This window comes from Hymenobacter nivis (assembly GCF_006439025.1).
In the GTDB taxonomy this organism is placed as follows: Bacteria; Bacteroidota; Bacteroidia; order Cytophagales; family Hymenobacteraceae; genus Hymenobacter; species Hymenobacter nivis_A.
In genome coordinates, this window is the sequence record NZ_RCYZ01000001.1 from 1,055,079 (window position 1) to 1,068,030 (window position 12,952).

Sequence of the window (12,952 nt, forward strand, 5' to 3'; positions counted from 1 at the left end):
GCCCCGCCAGCAAGCGCCAGCGGGGCTTTTTGTTTAGAAACGACTCACTTAAACCGTTGGGATTTCGACGTTCTCGAATTTTACCGCGCCGTCTTCCAGCACGGCTTCTACCACGGCGTCCTTGCTCACTTTGCCGGAGAGAATCTCCTTGCTCAGCTCGTTGAGGATTACGCGTTGCAGCACGCGCTTGAGCGGCCGGGCCCCAAACTGCGGGTCGAAGCCTTGCTCGCCGAGGTAGTCGAGCACCTCGTCGGTGGCTTCGAGCTGGATGCCGGCCTCGTGCAGGCGCTGCTGGATCTGCTTGAACTGGATGTCGACAATCTTGCGGATTTCCTTGCGTTTGAGCGGCTGGAACATCACGATTTCGTCGATGCGGTTCAGGAACTCGGGGCGCATGTGCTGGCGCAGGCGCTCCACCACTTCGTCGCGGGTGCGGTCCACCACTTCCTCGTGGTTGTACTCATTCAGCTCCTTGAAGTTTTTCTGAATGATGTCGGCCCCCGTGTTCGAGGTCATGATGATGATGGTGTTCTTGAAGTTCGCCACCCGGCCTTTGTTGTCGGTGAGGCGGCCGTCGTCGAGCACTTGCAGCAGGATGTTGAACACGTCGGGGTGCGCCTTCTCAATCTCGTCGAGCAGCACCACCGAGTAGGGCTTGCGGCGCACGGCCTCCGTGAGCTGGCCGCCTTCGTCGTAGCCCACGTAGCCGGGAGGGGCCCCGATGAGGCGCGAGGTGGCGTGGCGCTCCTGGTACTCGCTCATGTCGATGCGCACCATGGCGTTTTCGTCGTTGAACAGGTACTCGGCCAAGGCCTTGGCCAGCTCGGTTTTGCCCACGCCGGTGGTGCCCAGGAAGATGAACGAGCCAATCGGCCGCTTGGGGTCTTGCAGGCCGGCGCGCGAGCGGCGCACGGCGTCCGAGATGGCGGCGATGGCTTCGCTCTGGCCGGCCACGCGGCGGCCCAGCTCAGCTTCGAGGTTGAGCAGCTTGTCGCGGTCCGATTGCAGCATTTTGCTCACCGGGATGCCGGTCCACTTGGCCACTACTTCGGCAATGTCCTCGCTGGTCACCACTTCCTGCAGCATCGCGCCGCTGTCTTTGGTGGCGTTGGCTTCGTCTTGCAGGGTTTTGAGCTTCTGCTCGGCCTCCTGGATTTTGCCGTAGCGCAGCTCGGCCACGCGGCCGTAGTCGCCCTGGCGCTCGGCTTGCTCGGCTTCGTTCTTGAAGCGCTCGATGTTTTCCTTTTCGGTCTGGATGCCGGTGAGGACGGATTTCTCGCCTTCCCACTTGGCCTTCAGCGAGTCGCGCTGCTCGTTCAGCTCCGACAAGTCTTTGCTGAGCACGGCCTCGCGGTCGTGGTTGTCTTCGCGGCGCATGGCTTCTCGCTCAATTTCGAGCTGCATGATGCGGCGCTGCACTTCGTCGAGCTCCTCGGGCATGGAGTTCATCTCGATGCGCAGCTTGGCGGCGGCCTCGTCCATCAGGTCGATGGCCTTGTCGGGCAGGAAGCGGTCGGTGATGTAGCGGCTGCTCAGCTCCACGGCCGCAATCACGGCGTCGTCGGTGATGCGCACGCCGTGGTGCAGCTCGTACTTCTCCTTGATGCCGCGCAGGATGCTGATGGCGTCGGGCTGGCTCGGCTCGTCCACCAGCACGGCCTGGAAGCGGCGCTCCAGGGCCTTGTCCTTCTCGATGTACTTCTGGTATTCCTTGAGCGTGGTGGCGCCGATGGCGTGCAGCTCACCGCGGGCCAGGGCGGGCTTCAATAGGTTGGCCGCGTCCATGGCGCCCTCGCCGCCGCCACCGGCCCCGATCAGGGTGTGGATCTCGTCGATGAAGAGCACAATTTGCCCTTCTGAGTCGGTCACTTCCTTGATGACGGCCTTGAGGCGCTCCTCGAATTCGCCCTTGTACTTGGCCCCGGCCACGAGCAGGCCCAGGTCGAGGCTCATCAGGGTTTTGTCTTTCAGATTCTCGGGCACGTCGCCAGCCACGATGCGCTGGGCCAGGCCCTCGGCAATGGCGGTTTTGCCCACGCCGGGCTCGCCGAGCAGCACAGGGTTATTCTTGGTGCGGCGCGACAGGATTTGGAGCACGCGGCGGATTTCCTCGTCGCGCCCAATCACGGGGTCCATCTTGCCCTGGCGCACCCGCTCGTTCAGGTTGACGGCGTAGCGGTTCAGGCTCTGGTATTGCTCCTCGGCGGTTTGGCTCGTGACTTTGCGGCCCCCGCGCAGCTCCTGGATGGCGGCTTTCAGGTCTTTCTCGCTGAAGCCGTTGTCTTTAAGCAAAGTCGCGGCGGCGTCTTTGCCGCCGAGGATGCCCAGCAGCAGGTGCTCGACGGAGACGAACTCGTCGCCCATCTCCTTCATCTGGGTGTTGGCGCGCTGCACGGCGTTGGCCGCATCGTTGGCGAGGTAGGGCGAGCCGCCGCTCACCTTGGGGTAAGCGGTTACGATGGCGTCGAGGCGCTGGCCGAGGTTGGCCATGTTGGCGCCCAGTTTCTTACCCAGAAACGCCAGGGTGTTCTCGTCGTTCTGGAGCAAGGCCTTCAGCAAATGGCCCGTTTCGATGGCCTGCTGCTGGTTGGCCCCGGCAATTTCGGTGGCCTTCTGCACGGCCTCCTGTGCCTTGATGGTGAAGTTTTTAAAGTCCATTGTTTGCTAAGTTCTAGTAGGTGCTTCGGGTTAGGAAGTTTGTACGAGGGTATTAGCAAACGAGGTGCAGAAGTGTGAAATCTGACTTTTTGGCGGAAAACAATCTACCTTAGAGGCGCACTTCAGGAATTTTTGTCATTAAATATCTGCCTGCAGAATATGATTCAAAGCTTTATCAATTCGTTCTATACATTGGGGAGGGCTAGCTATCTATTCTGGGCATGCACTGTAGTTTTTATATACTCCATTTTCTTCTTTACTCTATTTTATAAATTCCCATTATCTCAAGATAAACTAAATATTATTTTGGAAAAGTCGTTTGATTTTTCAAGTATTCTATCAGCAATTCTGCTTACTTATTCAATATCAAAGATAATGCAGATACGCACCGAGCGATTATCCAGAATACCTGATGCGGTGTCAATAGCAAATAAGATTTCCAATTTTAGAAGAATCATGAAAATTCTGAAATATGCTTGGGAAGTATGGCCCGAGAAAGATGCGCCTGCGAGCAATAAGAAGTACGATAAATTAAATTTGAGCGTGGTTGTCAGTCAAAGTCACCCTCTTTCTAAAGAAGAGAAAACCCAGTACGAACAACTTATGGAAGACGAACACGCAAATTTTTACACATACCTACTGCATTGGACTACAGAAGAGGTAATACCGCAGAACTGCTTACAGGATATAATATTGACAGACTACGACCATAACGAGGTTTACTATTCTGTAGATAAGATAAGAAGATGGTTAAACCTCAATGTAGGAAACCAACTTTGGGTGGCTTTTGAGTATAAATACAATAAATCATACCCGCCTATTAAAATTGACAGACTCCCGTTAGGCGCTCAAAAGCAAATACTAAACTTAGCAAGGCGCATTGACGAAAAAAAATACAAAAAGAGTAGCTTTGACAGGCATCTATTGGCAGATTTAGGAACTGACATTGATAGCCATTATCTGCCCAATCTGTATACCATACTTGCAGATGTAACGAGCCCACTTCCAAAGTCACTCATGCTAACTCTACACTTGCTAATTGTAGTAATTGGCATTGGAGTTCTTGCACCAATGATTCTTATCTCGATAGATACATCTCTTTCCCCTACACTTTTTAGAACTTGCGTCTTTACAGTTGCTTTGGTTCTAACAGGTAGCTTAATGCTGTTCTCTCTTATATTAAAACGGGTTCTTGTAATGGAAGCAAGGGTGATTGAATAATAAAGTATACATCACAAGCCGCATACACAGAAGCTTAAGTTTCCTCAGCGGTGAGGGCAGCGGGCGGGGGTAGTGCGTAGAATATTAGCTACACAGAAGCGTCTGTTTCTTTGAGTAGCTTTTGCGCGGACCGTGAGTCCCCCACTCGCCCCCGTGCTTCTCCACAACTGCCCATATGAAACCGAATTCCCTTGCTGCCTTTTACGACGCGCTTGCCCCGGGCCCTGAGTCCGCCGTGGGCGTGTTGCCGCCGCCGGACATGGGGCAAGGCGTGGGGCATTTCAACGTGTTCTCGTTGGCGGAACTGCGCGGGGCGGCCCCGATGACGTTTAGCCGGCGGGAGTACTACAAAATCACGCTCTGCCGCGGGCGCAGCCAGGTGGAGTGCGCCGATAGGGCCCCGCACGTCGGCGCCAACACCTTGTTTCTGGTGACGCCGCGCGTGCCCTACCGGTGGCTGCCGCTCACCGACGATTTTACCGGCTACAGTTGCCTCTTCGACGATGCGTTTCTGCTGCCCGCCCGCCCCGGGGTGGTGCTGGCGGAACTGCCGATTTTCCAGTCCGGGGCCTACCCGGTGTGGGAAGTGGCCGAGGCCGACTGCCCGGCAATCGAAGCTATTTTCGAGAAGATGGCGCACGAGCTTGGGTCGGGCTACGCCTACAAGCACGACCTGCTGCGCACCTACCTCTGGGAGCTGATCCATCTGGTGCAGAAGCTGCAGCCGGCCCCCGCCCCGCTGGCCACGCACAGCGCCGCCGAACGGGTGGCCGCCCAGTTCACGGCGCTGCTGGAGCGGCAGTTTCCGCGCCCCAGCCCGCAGCCGCCGCTGCGCCTGCGCACCGCCACCGACTACGCCGACCAGCTGGCCGTGCACGTCAACCACCTCAACCGCGTGCTGAAGGAAACGACGGGCCGCACCACCACCGCCCTCATCAGTAGCCGCCTGGCGCAGGAAGCCAAGCTCTTGCTGAAGCAAACCACCTGGAGCGTTTCAGAAATTGCCGACAGCCTGGGCTTTGCCGACGTGGCCCACTTCTGCACTTTTTTCAAGCGCCACGCCCACCAAACACCGGGAGACTTCCGGCGGCTGGCCGTGTTTGCCATCTGACATGTTTGAAATCTAAAACAGATGGGTTGACTGGCGAAGTTTACCGCCCGGCGGCCGCCCGGACCTTTGTGGGGTACTTACTCGCCTCCCCATTCCGGGGGGCCCAACCCACAGGCAACATGGCAAATCAGAAAATAGCGCTGGTCACCGGCGGCAACAAAGGCATCGGTTTTGAAATTGTGCGGGGGCTGCTGCAAGCGGGCTGCCGGGTGTACTTGGGGGCCCGTGAGGCCGCCAAGGGCCAGCAAGCCGTAGCGGAGCTAGCCGACGCAGGCGACGTTCGCTTCCTCGAAGTAGACCTGGCCAACCAGGCGACGCTTGAAGCGGCGGCGGCGCACCTGCGGCGCGAGGAAGGCCACCTCGACATCCTGGTGAACAACGCGGGCATTAATGTGCCCGGCGACGGCTCGCCCGTCAATGCCGACGTGCGTAGCGTGGAGCAAGCGCTCCAAACCAATTTCCTGGGCACGCTGGCCGTCACCCAAGCGTTTTTGCCGCTGGTGAAGCAAGCTGCGGCGGGGCGCATCGTCAACGTGTCGAGCCCGCTGGGTTCGCTCACCATCGTGGGGCAGCACGACTGGGCCCTGCTTGGGTACTCGGCCTCAAAGGCCGCGCTGAACATGCTCACCGTGCAGCTCGCTTTCGAGCTGAAGGACACAGGCATCAAGGTAAACTCGGCCGCGCCCGGCTACACGGCCACCGACCTCAATGGCTTCGAGGGCTCCGACACGCCCGCGCAAGGCGCGGCAGAGGCTATCCGGCTGGCCCTGCTACCGACCGAGGGCCCCACCGGCACAATGTCTTCTTCCGAAGGCGTTTTGCCTTGGTAAAGGCGGGCCGTCAAGCGGCATTTGGCCAGGGCGGCAGTTCTTAATGAGACGCTCGGCAGCCCCCCTTTTACCAAATAAGCCCCAGCGAACACCCTCCGACAATTGACGGGGCTTGTTCGCTGGGGCTTATGGCAGTGGGTTAACGCTTGGTTAGCCTACGTGGGGCAACGCCGGGGCCTAGAGCTTGACGCCCTGCGCTTGCAACTGCTTTTCCGAAGCGGCTTGGTTAGCCAGGAATTCGGCGTGTTGCTCGGGCGAGCGCTGGGTGCCCAGGTCGGCGAGGTCCTTACGCACTTCGTCGGCCGATAAATCGGTGCAGTACAAGGGCGAGCCCGGCTGCTGGCGCCACGACTCGTGCAGGCTGCCACCGTCCACGGCATCGAAGCCCAACTCCTCCACCAGGGCCATGGCCTTCTGCTTGGCAGCGGCATCGTCGCCGGCTACCAATAGCGCGATGCGGCCGGGCGTGCCGGCAGGCTTGCCGCTGTTTTGGAGGTTGGCGGCGAAGATGTTGTTGAACACTTTCAGCACCGGGCGGCCCAGGTGCTGCTGCACCCATTCGCTCTCGGTTAGGTCGCCGCTCTCTAGCTCGGGCAGCTGGCCATCGCGCAGCAAGGGGTAGTAATTGCTGGTGTCGATGACCGGCACGCTGGCGGGCACACCCTCGAAGAGGTTCTTGGGCAGGTCGGGGATGCTTTTCAGCGGAATGGTTACCACGATGATTTCGCCGTGGCGGGCCGCTTCCTGGACCGTAACGGGCGTAGCGCCGGTTTTTTGGGCCAGGTCCTTCAGCGTTTCGGGGCCCCGGGAGTTGGCAATGTAAACCGAGTGGCCGAGGCTGGTGAGCCGCACGGCGAGGGCGCTGCCGATGTGGCCGGCACCAATGATTCCAATGTTCATAAACAAGTAAATGAGCGAATGATTCGTGGGCCGTTTTTCTGAAAAAACGACCCTTGCTAAGACTACCCACCCGGCCGGATTGTTTTTCCCGCGCTCCCCAAAGGCAGCGGGCACGCGTGCGCTGGCATTCGCACCATTGCCGCAAATGCACTCATTGTCGGAAGGTTACGAATAACCCTGGCGTTCCCGCTGCCCCGGTGGCAGGGCAGCGCGGGCCGTTACTTCCTTCCCGCCGGCTTCTCCGCATCGGCGTTGTAGTGCATCTTACCCATTTTCCGCATTTGCTTGCGTTCCTCGCGGTCCATGCCGGGCACTTTCGCGTCGCGGCGGGAGGCGCGGGGGCTGCCGGCGTCGCGGGTGGCGGGCGTGCTGAGGGGCGCGCTACCCGGCACGGTAGCCGGCGTTACGGGAACGCCAACTGTTGGCGACGGCACCCCATTCGGTGCTACTGCGCCCGAGGGCAACACGGTTTGGGCCAGGGCCGCGCTGGTGCTACAAGCGAGTATGCCGGCTAGAAACAGGAAGGATTTCATACAAAAGCGGGTAAGTGATATGTGTTCGTGCGCCAAGCCGCCGCTTTGGCACGGGCAGCAATCAGCTGGTTATGGGCGTTGGTTGGGGACGTACTTCCGCACCGACCACCTGGGCGCAGGTTGGTAACCTGAGCTTTTTGCGGTAGCACTTGCTCCCGCGCTAACACGTACGGTAAGCGGCGGTAGCATAGCCATCTTCCTACTTCCACTGCTACGCTTTACACTCCGCTTACGCAGGCTATCTTACCGGCCATCTGCTACTTAGGCTTCTTATACTGAGCAATTTTTACATCCCAACCAAGTAAGAACGCTGCTTGGCCATTTGGCGGTAGTAGCCAGCTGTTGGATGCTGCCGCTACCAGGCAAGTGCGGGAAAAGGAGTCGGTTGCCTAGCGGTTAGGCGATGCGCCGGTTTTGGCCTAGGCCAGGGCCCCGGTGTTGCTGGCGCGGCGAAACAGCCAACCCGCAGCGGCCCACAGCCCGGCGAAGGCGGCGTTCAGGACCAGTACTTGCAGCATTCCCAGGTTCACCGCGGGCCGCCAGATGAGGGCCGCCACCAGCGGGACCGCCAGCTGCACGAGCGCCGCGGCAAACATGGCGCGGGCCATGCCCTGCGGCTGGAAGCGCGCGGCCAGGGCCCCCACTGCTGCCACGGTAAGCACGCCGCCGTAAAGCAAATTGGCGGGGTTGTTTTCGCTCCCGATGAGCCCCACGGCCAGGTTTACCCAGATGAGCAGGAGCCCAGCTGCCACCGCTACGCCTGCGGCCAGCCGGTACGGGCCGTTGCCCTGCCGCGCCACCAGCAGGTACGCGAGGCCCGCGCCAAACAGCAGGCCGCCGGCAACCACGAAATCCGATAACGTCCAGGTTACCTCTGTGGTGAGCTGCATGGCCACCAGGGGAATTAACAACAGGCCCGTCGTAACGAGCGCCAGGCGAAGGATGCTTTTAGTCAAGGTCATAGCAATAGAGGTTTGGGTTGAGGATTGGAACAAGGCAGATGCGAACGGGCCTAGCTGGGGCCCCAGGGCTGGGCGGCAAGCGCAAGGCGCTACTTCCGTCCCGGGGCCCCAGCTGGGGCCCCGGGACGGTGCTGTGAGCGAGCAATACAAATTAAGTAAAAGAACTTTGCATTACAAAGCAAATAGACTTGTGATTGATGCTACTTAGCAACGGGGCGGCGGTTGGCCTAAGCAATTCCTAACGAATAGGCGGTACTTTTGTGACCGCAGGCTGGCGCGGGCACTTAGCAAAAAAGCCCCTGCCGATAATCGGCAGGGGCTTTTTGTTGATCAAAACGAAGGCGCTGGGGAGGTTGGCTGCCCCGGCGGCGACTACATTTTGGTTTTGGTTTTCATCGAACCGTCGGAGTTCATTTTCATTTTGCGGTCCTTGCGCATCATCTTTTTGTCGCCCTTGTCCATCGCCATTTTGTCTTTGCGCTTGCTGTCGGGGCGCTGCATGTCGGTGGTGGGGTCGCCGGCGCTGGGCATGTTGGACGGGTTGCCGGTTTGGGCGCCGGGGGTGGTGCCGGGGGCTACGGTTTGGGCCGAGGCGGCGCTTGCGGTGAGGGCGAAGGCGGCGGCGAGGATCAGGGAAACTTTCATATGGAGGAGTAAAACGGGTGGGAATGTGGCGGCTGCGTAGCCGTCGTGCTTGCTATACGCGGCAAGGCGCTACGCGTTTACCCCAAAGCCGGGTTGTTGGGCCAAGCACATAATTTAATAACCTGGCCCCGGCGCGCTACTTGGCCGTGGCCAGCACCTCGCGCAGCGGCGTCCAGCGGATGTCGGGGTAGCGGGCGTTGTCGAGGGGGGCGAGCTTGGGGGCCCCGGTGAACATGTTGTGCAGGTACTGCATGCCCTGCCAAGGCGGAAACACCTCATCGGGGGCGGGCGCGAGCCGGCGCGTCACCTTGATCATGAGCTGCAACAGCCACAGGCCGCCGGCCCGCAGCAAGCCGAAGCGGCGGCCCGTGACGGCGGTGGCGGTGGCCTGGAGGTCGCGCACGGTGGCCACGGCGCCGGCCACGCGCAGGTAGCGGGGCGTGGTGGGGTCGAGGGCGGCGGCGGCCGTGAAGGCGGCGGTGTCGGCGATGGCGGTGAAGTCGAGCGGCTGGTCGGTGGGGCCCCAGTACAGCACGCGCCGGATTTTGAACAGCACCACCGGGGCCTGGCCGGTCAGCAAATCCATGAACATGCCGTTGAGGACGGACGTGGCTTGGATGGGCGCCCCGTCGAGGCGCTGGCCGAACTCGCGGCGCAGGTCGAGGTTGCGGTTGGAGCCGGCGGGCAGCTTGGTGAAGTCGATGGAGTAGTCGGACGGAATGAAGCGGGGCACGCCGGCGGCCACGGCCGCGTCGAGCAGCCGCGTTTGCAGGTCCACAATCACGTCGCGCAGCCCCGACACCGCCGACACCACGCAGGCGGCGCCCGCGCAGGCCGTGGTAAGGGCCCCCACGTCGTTGAAATCGACTTCAACTACTTCGGCGCCCTGCTGGCGCAGGGTTTCCACTGCGGGTTTGGTGTTGCCGGGGCGCACCAGGGCGCGCACGCGGGCGCCGCGTTGCAGCAGGTGCTGCGCAATGCGGTGGCCAAGGTCGCCGGTGGCGCCGGCCAGCACGATGAGGGACTGGGCAGCCGGCGGGGCGCTTTGCGAAGGGGTGGGGTACTCTGCCAAAATAGAACGGTTGGGGGTGAGGGGGTGCCGCAGGGGCCGCGGGGCGGGCAAGCCGCCAAGGCCGCCGGGGCTGGGCCCCGGGCGGGCCTTCTGGTACTGCATTGCTTTTCTTAATGTTGCGCGAGGTTGCGCCGGGCCACGCGCCGGCGGCTGGCCCGGCTGGGCGCCGCACGCGCTGGGGCCCCAAGTCCTTCCGCGTTCCGGCCAGCCGGGCTACCCTTTCTTTGGCAAACCCCAGCGGGCCGGCTGGGGCCCCGCGGCAATTTTCCTTCACCTCTCCCCTCCTTCCCGATGCTCGACCTTGTGATTGACGCCCGCCCGGCGGCCCTGGCCCCGGGGTTCGACGTGCGGCGCATTTTGCCCTACCGGCTGCGGCGCATGCTGGGGCCCTTCATTTTCATGGACCACGCGGGGCCCGTCAACGTGGCGCCCGAGCGCCTGCCCAGCCTCGACGTGCTGCCCCACCCGCACATCGGGCTCAGCACGGTGAGCTACTTGTTTGGCGGGCAAGTCACGCACCGCGACAGCCTGGGCGTGGAGCAAATCATTCGGCCCGGCGAGGTGAACTGGATGACGGCCGGCAGCGGCATTGCCCACTCCGAGCGGTTCGAAGACCCCGGCGCGCTGGCCGGTGGGGCCCTGGAAATGGTGCAGACCTGGGTGGCCCTGCCCGAAGCCGACGAGGAAACCGCGCCCACCTTTGCCAACTACCAGCCGCAGGAGCTGCCCATCTTCACCGACGGCGGCGTGTGGCTGCGGCTAATTGCCGGCGACGCCTTCGGGCTGCGCAACGGCGTGGCGACGCACTCGCCGCTGTTCTACCTGCACGTGGTGCTGCAAGCCGGCAGCCGCTTCGGCCTGCCCCGCGGCTACCCCGAGCGCGGCGCCTACGTGGCCAAGGGCAGCGTGGAGGTGAGCGGCCGCCGCTACACCGCCGGCCAGCTCCTGGTGTTCACGCCCGGCCTCGACCCCGTGCTGGTGGCCCACGAAGCCAGCACGCTGATGCTGCTGGGCGGCGAGCCGCTGGGCGAACGGTTCATCTGGTGGAACTTCGTGTCGTCGCGCCGCGACCGCATCGAGCAGGCCAAGGCCGACTGGCAAGCCGGCCGCATTGCCCTGCCGCCCAACGACAACGCCGCCTTCGTGCCCCTGCCGCAGGACCACAGCCGCCCGGCCGGCTCGCCCCCACCCCAGGCCCTGTCCTGAGGGCCCCAGCCAAGCCCCGCCTGAACCACGGCGCCGGGGCCCTCGTTGGGAAAGGCCGGGGCCGGCGCTGCTGCACCGGAGCAGTGGCGCCGGCCCCGGCCTTTCTATTTGCCTAATGCCTTTTGTATGCCTGTTACTTCCATCGACCAAGTCCCTTTCGAAAACGCCTTTGTAGACGAGCTGCCCGGCGAAGCGGCTGGCCCGCTGGGGCCCCGGCAGGTGCCCGGCTACTGCTACTCGCGGGTGGCGCCCACGCCCGTACCCGACCCGCACCTGCTGGCTTGGTCCGAGGAGTTGGGCGAGTTTCTGGGCCTGGCGAAGCCGGCCACGCGGGGGCCCGCGGTGGACGCCTTGGCCGGCAACTTGGTCACGGGCAGCATGAAGCCCTTTGCCGCGCGCTACGGTGGGCACCAGTTCGGCAACTGGGCCGGGCAGCTGGGCGACGGCCGGGCCATTGCGCTGGGCCAAGTGGCGGCCGTGGACGGCTCGCGTTGGGAAATCCAGCTCAAGGGCGCGGGGCCCACCCCCTACTCGCGCCGCGCCGATGGCCGGGCGGTGCTGCGCTCGTCGCTGCGCGAGTTTCTGTGCAGCGAGGCCATGCACCACCTCGGCGTGCCCACCACCCGGGCCCTGAGCCTGGTGGCCACCGGCGACGCCGTGGTGCGCGACATGTTCTACGACGGGCGCGCTGCGCCTGAGCCAGGCGCGGTGGTAGCGCGGGTAGCGCCCAGCTTCATCCGGTTCGGCAACTTTCAGCTCATGGCGGCCCACGGCGAGCTGGACAACCTGCGCGCCCTGGCCGATTACACCCTCCGCCACCACTACCCCGAGCTGGGCCCCCCGTCGCCGGCAGTGTACGTGCGCTGGTTCGAGGAAGTGGCCCGCCGCACGGCCGTGATGGTGGCGCACTGGATGAGCGTGGGCTTTGTGCACGGCGTGATGAACACCGACAACATGTCCATCCTCGGGCTCACCATCGACTACGGCCCCTACGGCTGGCTGGAGCCCTACGACCCCGATTGGACGCCCAACACCACCGATTTTGGCTCGCGGCGCTACGCCTTCGGCCAGCAGCCGCGCGTGGCCCTGTGGAACCTGATGGCCTTGGCCCACGCGCTGGGGCCCCTCGTGGACGACCCACAGGCGCTGCGCCCCGGCCTCGACCTGTACGCCGACACGCTGGCCGCCACCCAGCACGCCCTCATGCTGCGCAAGCTCGGCCTCACGCCCCAGGGCCCCGCCGCTGATGCCGACGACCGGGCCCTGACCGAAGCGCTGCCCGAAGCCCTGGCCGGCCCGGAAATCGACATGACGATTTTCTTTCGGCAGCTTTCCCACCAAGCGCCTGCCCTCCTGGCCGCGCCCGCCCGCGCCGACGAGCTACTCGACGAGTTGCTGGCCGCGGCGGCCTACGCGGTGGTGCCCGGCGAAGAGCAGCTCCTGCGGCAGTGGCTGCGGCGCTACGCGCAGCGCCTCGGCCAAGAGGCGGCCAGCGGCGAAGCCATCCGGGCCCGCATGCTGGGCGCCAACCCTAAGTACGTGCTGCGCAACTACTTGGCGCAGAAGGCCATCGAAGCCGCCGAAGCCGGCGACCTCGCCCCACTCAACACGCTGTTCGAAGTGCTGAAAACGCCTTTTGCCGAGCACCCGGCCCACGAGGCGCTGGCCGCCAAGCGGCCCGACTGGGCCCGCGACAAGCCCGGCAGTGCCACGCTCTCGTGCAGCTCTTAGCCTGGGCCGGGGCCCCAGCGCTGCCCAAAAATGTGCCCCTACGGCTCAGTTTGCGCTAAACTTAGCTTTTGGGACCGCGTAGG

General features: G+C 62.9%; 11 protein-coding genes. 5 read left to right on the forward strand and 6 right to left on the reverse strand.

The annotated features are described in order from the left end of the window. Window positions 1-48: 48 nt before the first annotated feature. A complete protein-coding gene (clpB, locus tag EAH73_RS04265; protein WP_140465225.1) occupies window positions 49-2,658 on the reverse strand; it encodes an ATP-dependent chaperone ClpB in 2,610 nt (869 codons plus the stop codon). A gap of 456 nt (window positions 2,659-3,114) precedes the next feature. Between clpB and EAH73_RS04270 the strand changes: the two genes are divergently transcribed. From EAH73_RS04270 to EAH73_RS04280, 3 genes are all read left to right on the forward strand, one after another. Beyond that, entirely contained in the window at window positions 3,115-3,879 is a 765-nt protein-coding gene (locus EAH73_RS04270; protein WP_140465226.1) for a hypothetical protein, read from the forward strand. A 175-nt stretch (window positions 3,880-4,054) separates the two neighbouring features. After that, window positions 4,055-4,990 (forward strand): helix-turn-helix domain-containing protein, encoded by a 936-nt coding sequence (locus tag EAH73_RS04275; protein WP_140465227.1) that lies wholly within the window; start codon window positions 4,055-4,057, stop codon window positions 4,988-4,990. A 119-nt stretch (window positions 4,991-5,109) separates the two neighbouring features. Further along, window positions 5,110-5,820 (forward strand): SDR family oxidoreductase, encoded by a 711-nt coding sequence (locus tag EAH73_RS04280; RefSeq protein WP_140465228.1) that lies wholly within the window; start codon window positions 5,110-5,112, stop codon window positions 5,818-5,820. 177 nt (window positions 5,821-5,997) lie between these two features. Here EAH73_RS04280 and EAH73_RS04285 read toward each other — a convergent pair whose 3' ends face one another. From EAH73_RS04285 to EAH73_RS04305, 5 genes are all read right to left on the reverse strand, one after another. After that, window positions 5,998-6,834 (reverse strand): NADPH-dependent F420 reductase, encoded by an 837-nt coding sequence (locus EAH73_RS04285; RefSeq protein ID WP_410503753.1) that lies wholly within the window; start codon window positions 6,832-6,834, stop codon window positions 5,998-6,000. Window positions 6,835-6,938: 104 nt separating this feature from the next. After that, window positions 6,939-7,253: a hypothetical protein gene (locus EAH73_RS04290; RefSeq protein ID WP_140465230.1), complete on the reverse strand. Its 315-nt coding sequence runs from the start codon at window positions 7,251-7,253 to the stop codon at window positions 6,939-6,941. 419 nt (window positions 7,254-7,672) lie between these two features. After that, window positions 7,673-8,215 (reverse strand): hypothetical protein, encoded by a 543-nt coding sequence (locus EAH73_RS04295; protein ID WP_140465231.1) that lies wholly within the window; start codon window positions 8,213-8,215, stop codon window positions 7,673-7,675. 372 nt (window positions 8,216-8,587) lie between these two features. Further along, window positions 8,588-8,860 carry a hypothetical protein gene (locus EAH73_RS04300; RefSeq protein ID WP_140465232.1) on the reverse strand — a complete coding sequence of 91 codons (273 nt, stop codon included), beginning with the start codon at window positions 8,858-8,860 and terminating at the stop codon, window positions 8,588-8,590. Between the two features lie 136 nt (window positions 8,861-8,996). Next, window positions 8,997-9,932, reverse strand: coding sequence for an NmrA family NAD(P)-binding protein (locus EAH73_RS04305; RefSeq protein ID WP_240047131.1), 936 nt, complete (start codon window positions 9,930-9,932; stop codon window positions 8,997-8,999). A gap of 291 nt (window positions 9,933-10,223) precedes the next feature. On the opposite strand from EAH73_RS04305, the gene EAH73_RS04310 reads away from it, so the two are divergent. Both EAH73_RS04310 and EAH73_RS04315 read left to right on the forward strand, forming a co-directional pair. Then, a complete protein-coding gene (locus EAH73_RS04310; protein WP_140465234.1) occupies window positions 10,224-11,138 on the forward strand; it encodes a pirin family protein in 915 nt (304 codons plus the stop codon). Between the two features lie 126 nt (window positions 11,139-11,264). Beyond that, a complete protein-coding gene (locus EAH73_RS04315) occupies window positions 11,265-12,869 on the forward strand; it encodes a protein adenylyltransferase SelO (RefSeq protein ID WP_205012955.1) in 1,605 nt (534 codons plus the stop codon). Window positions 12,870-12,952 lie beyond the last annotated feature (83 nt).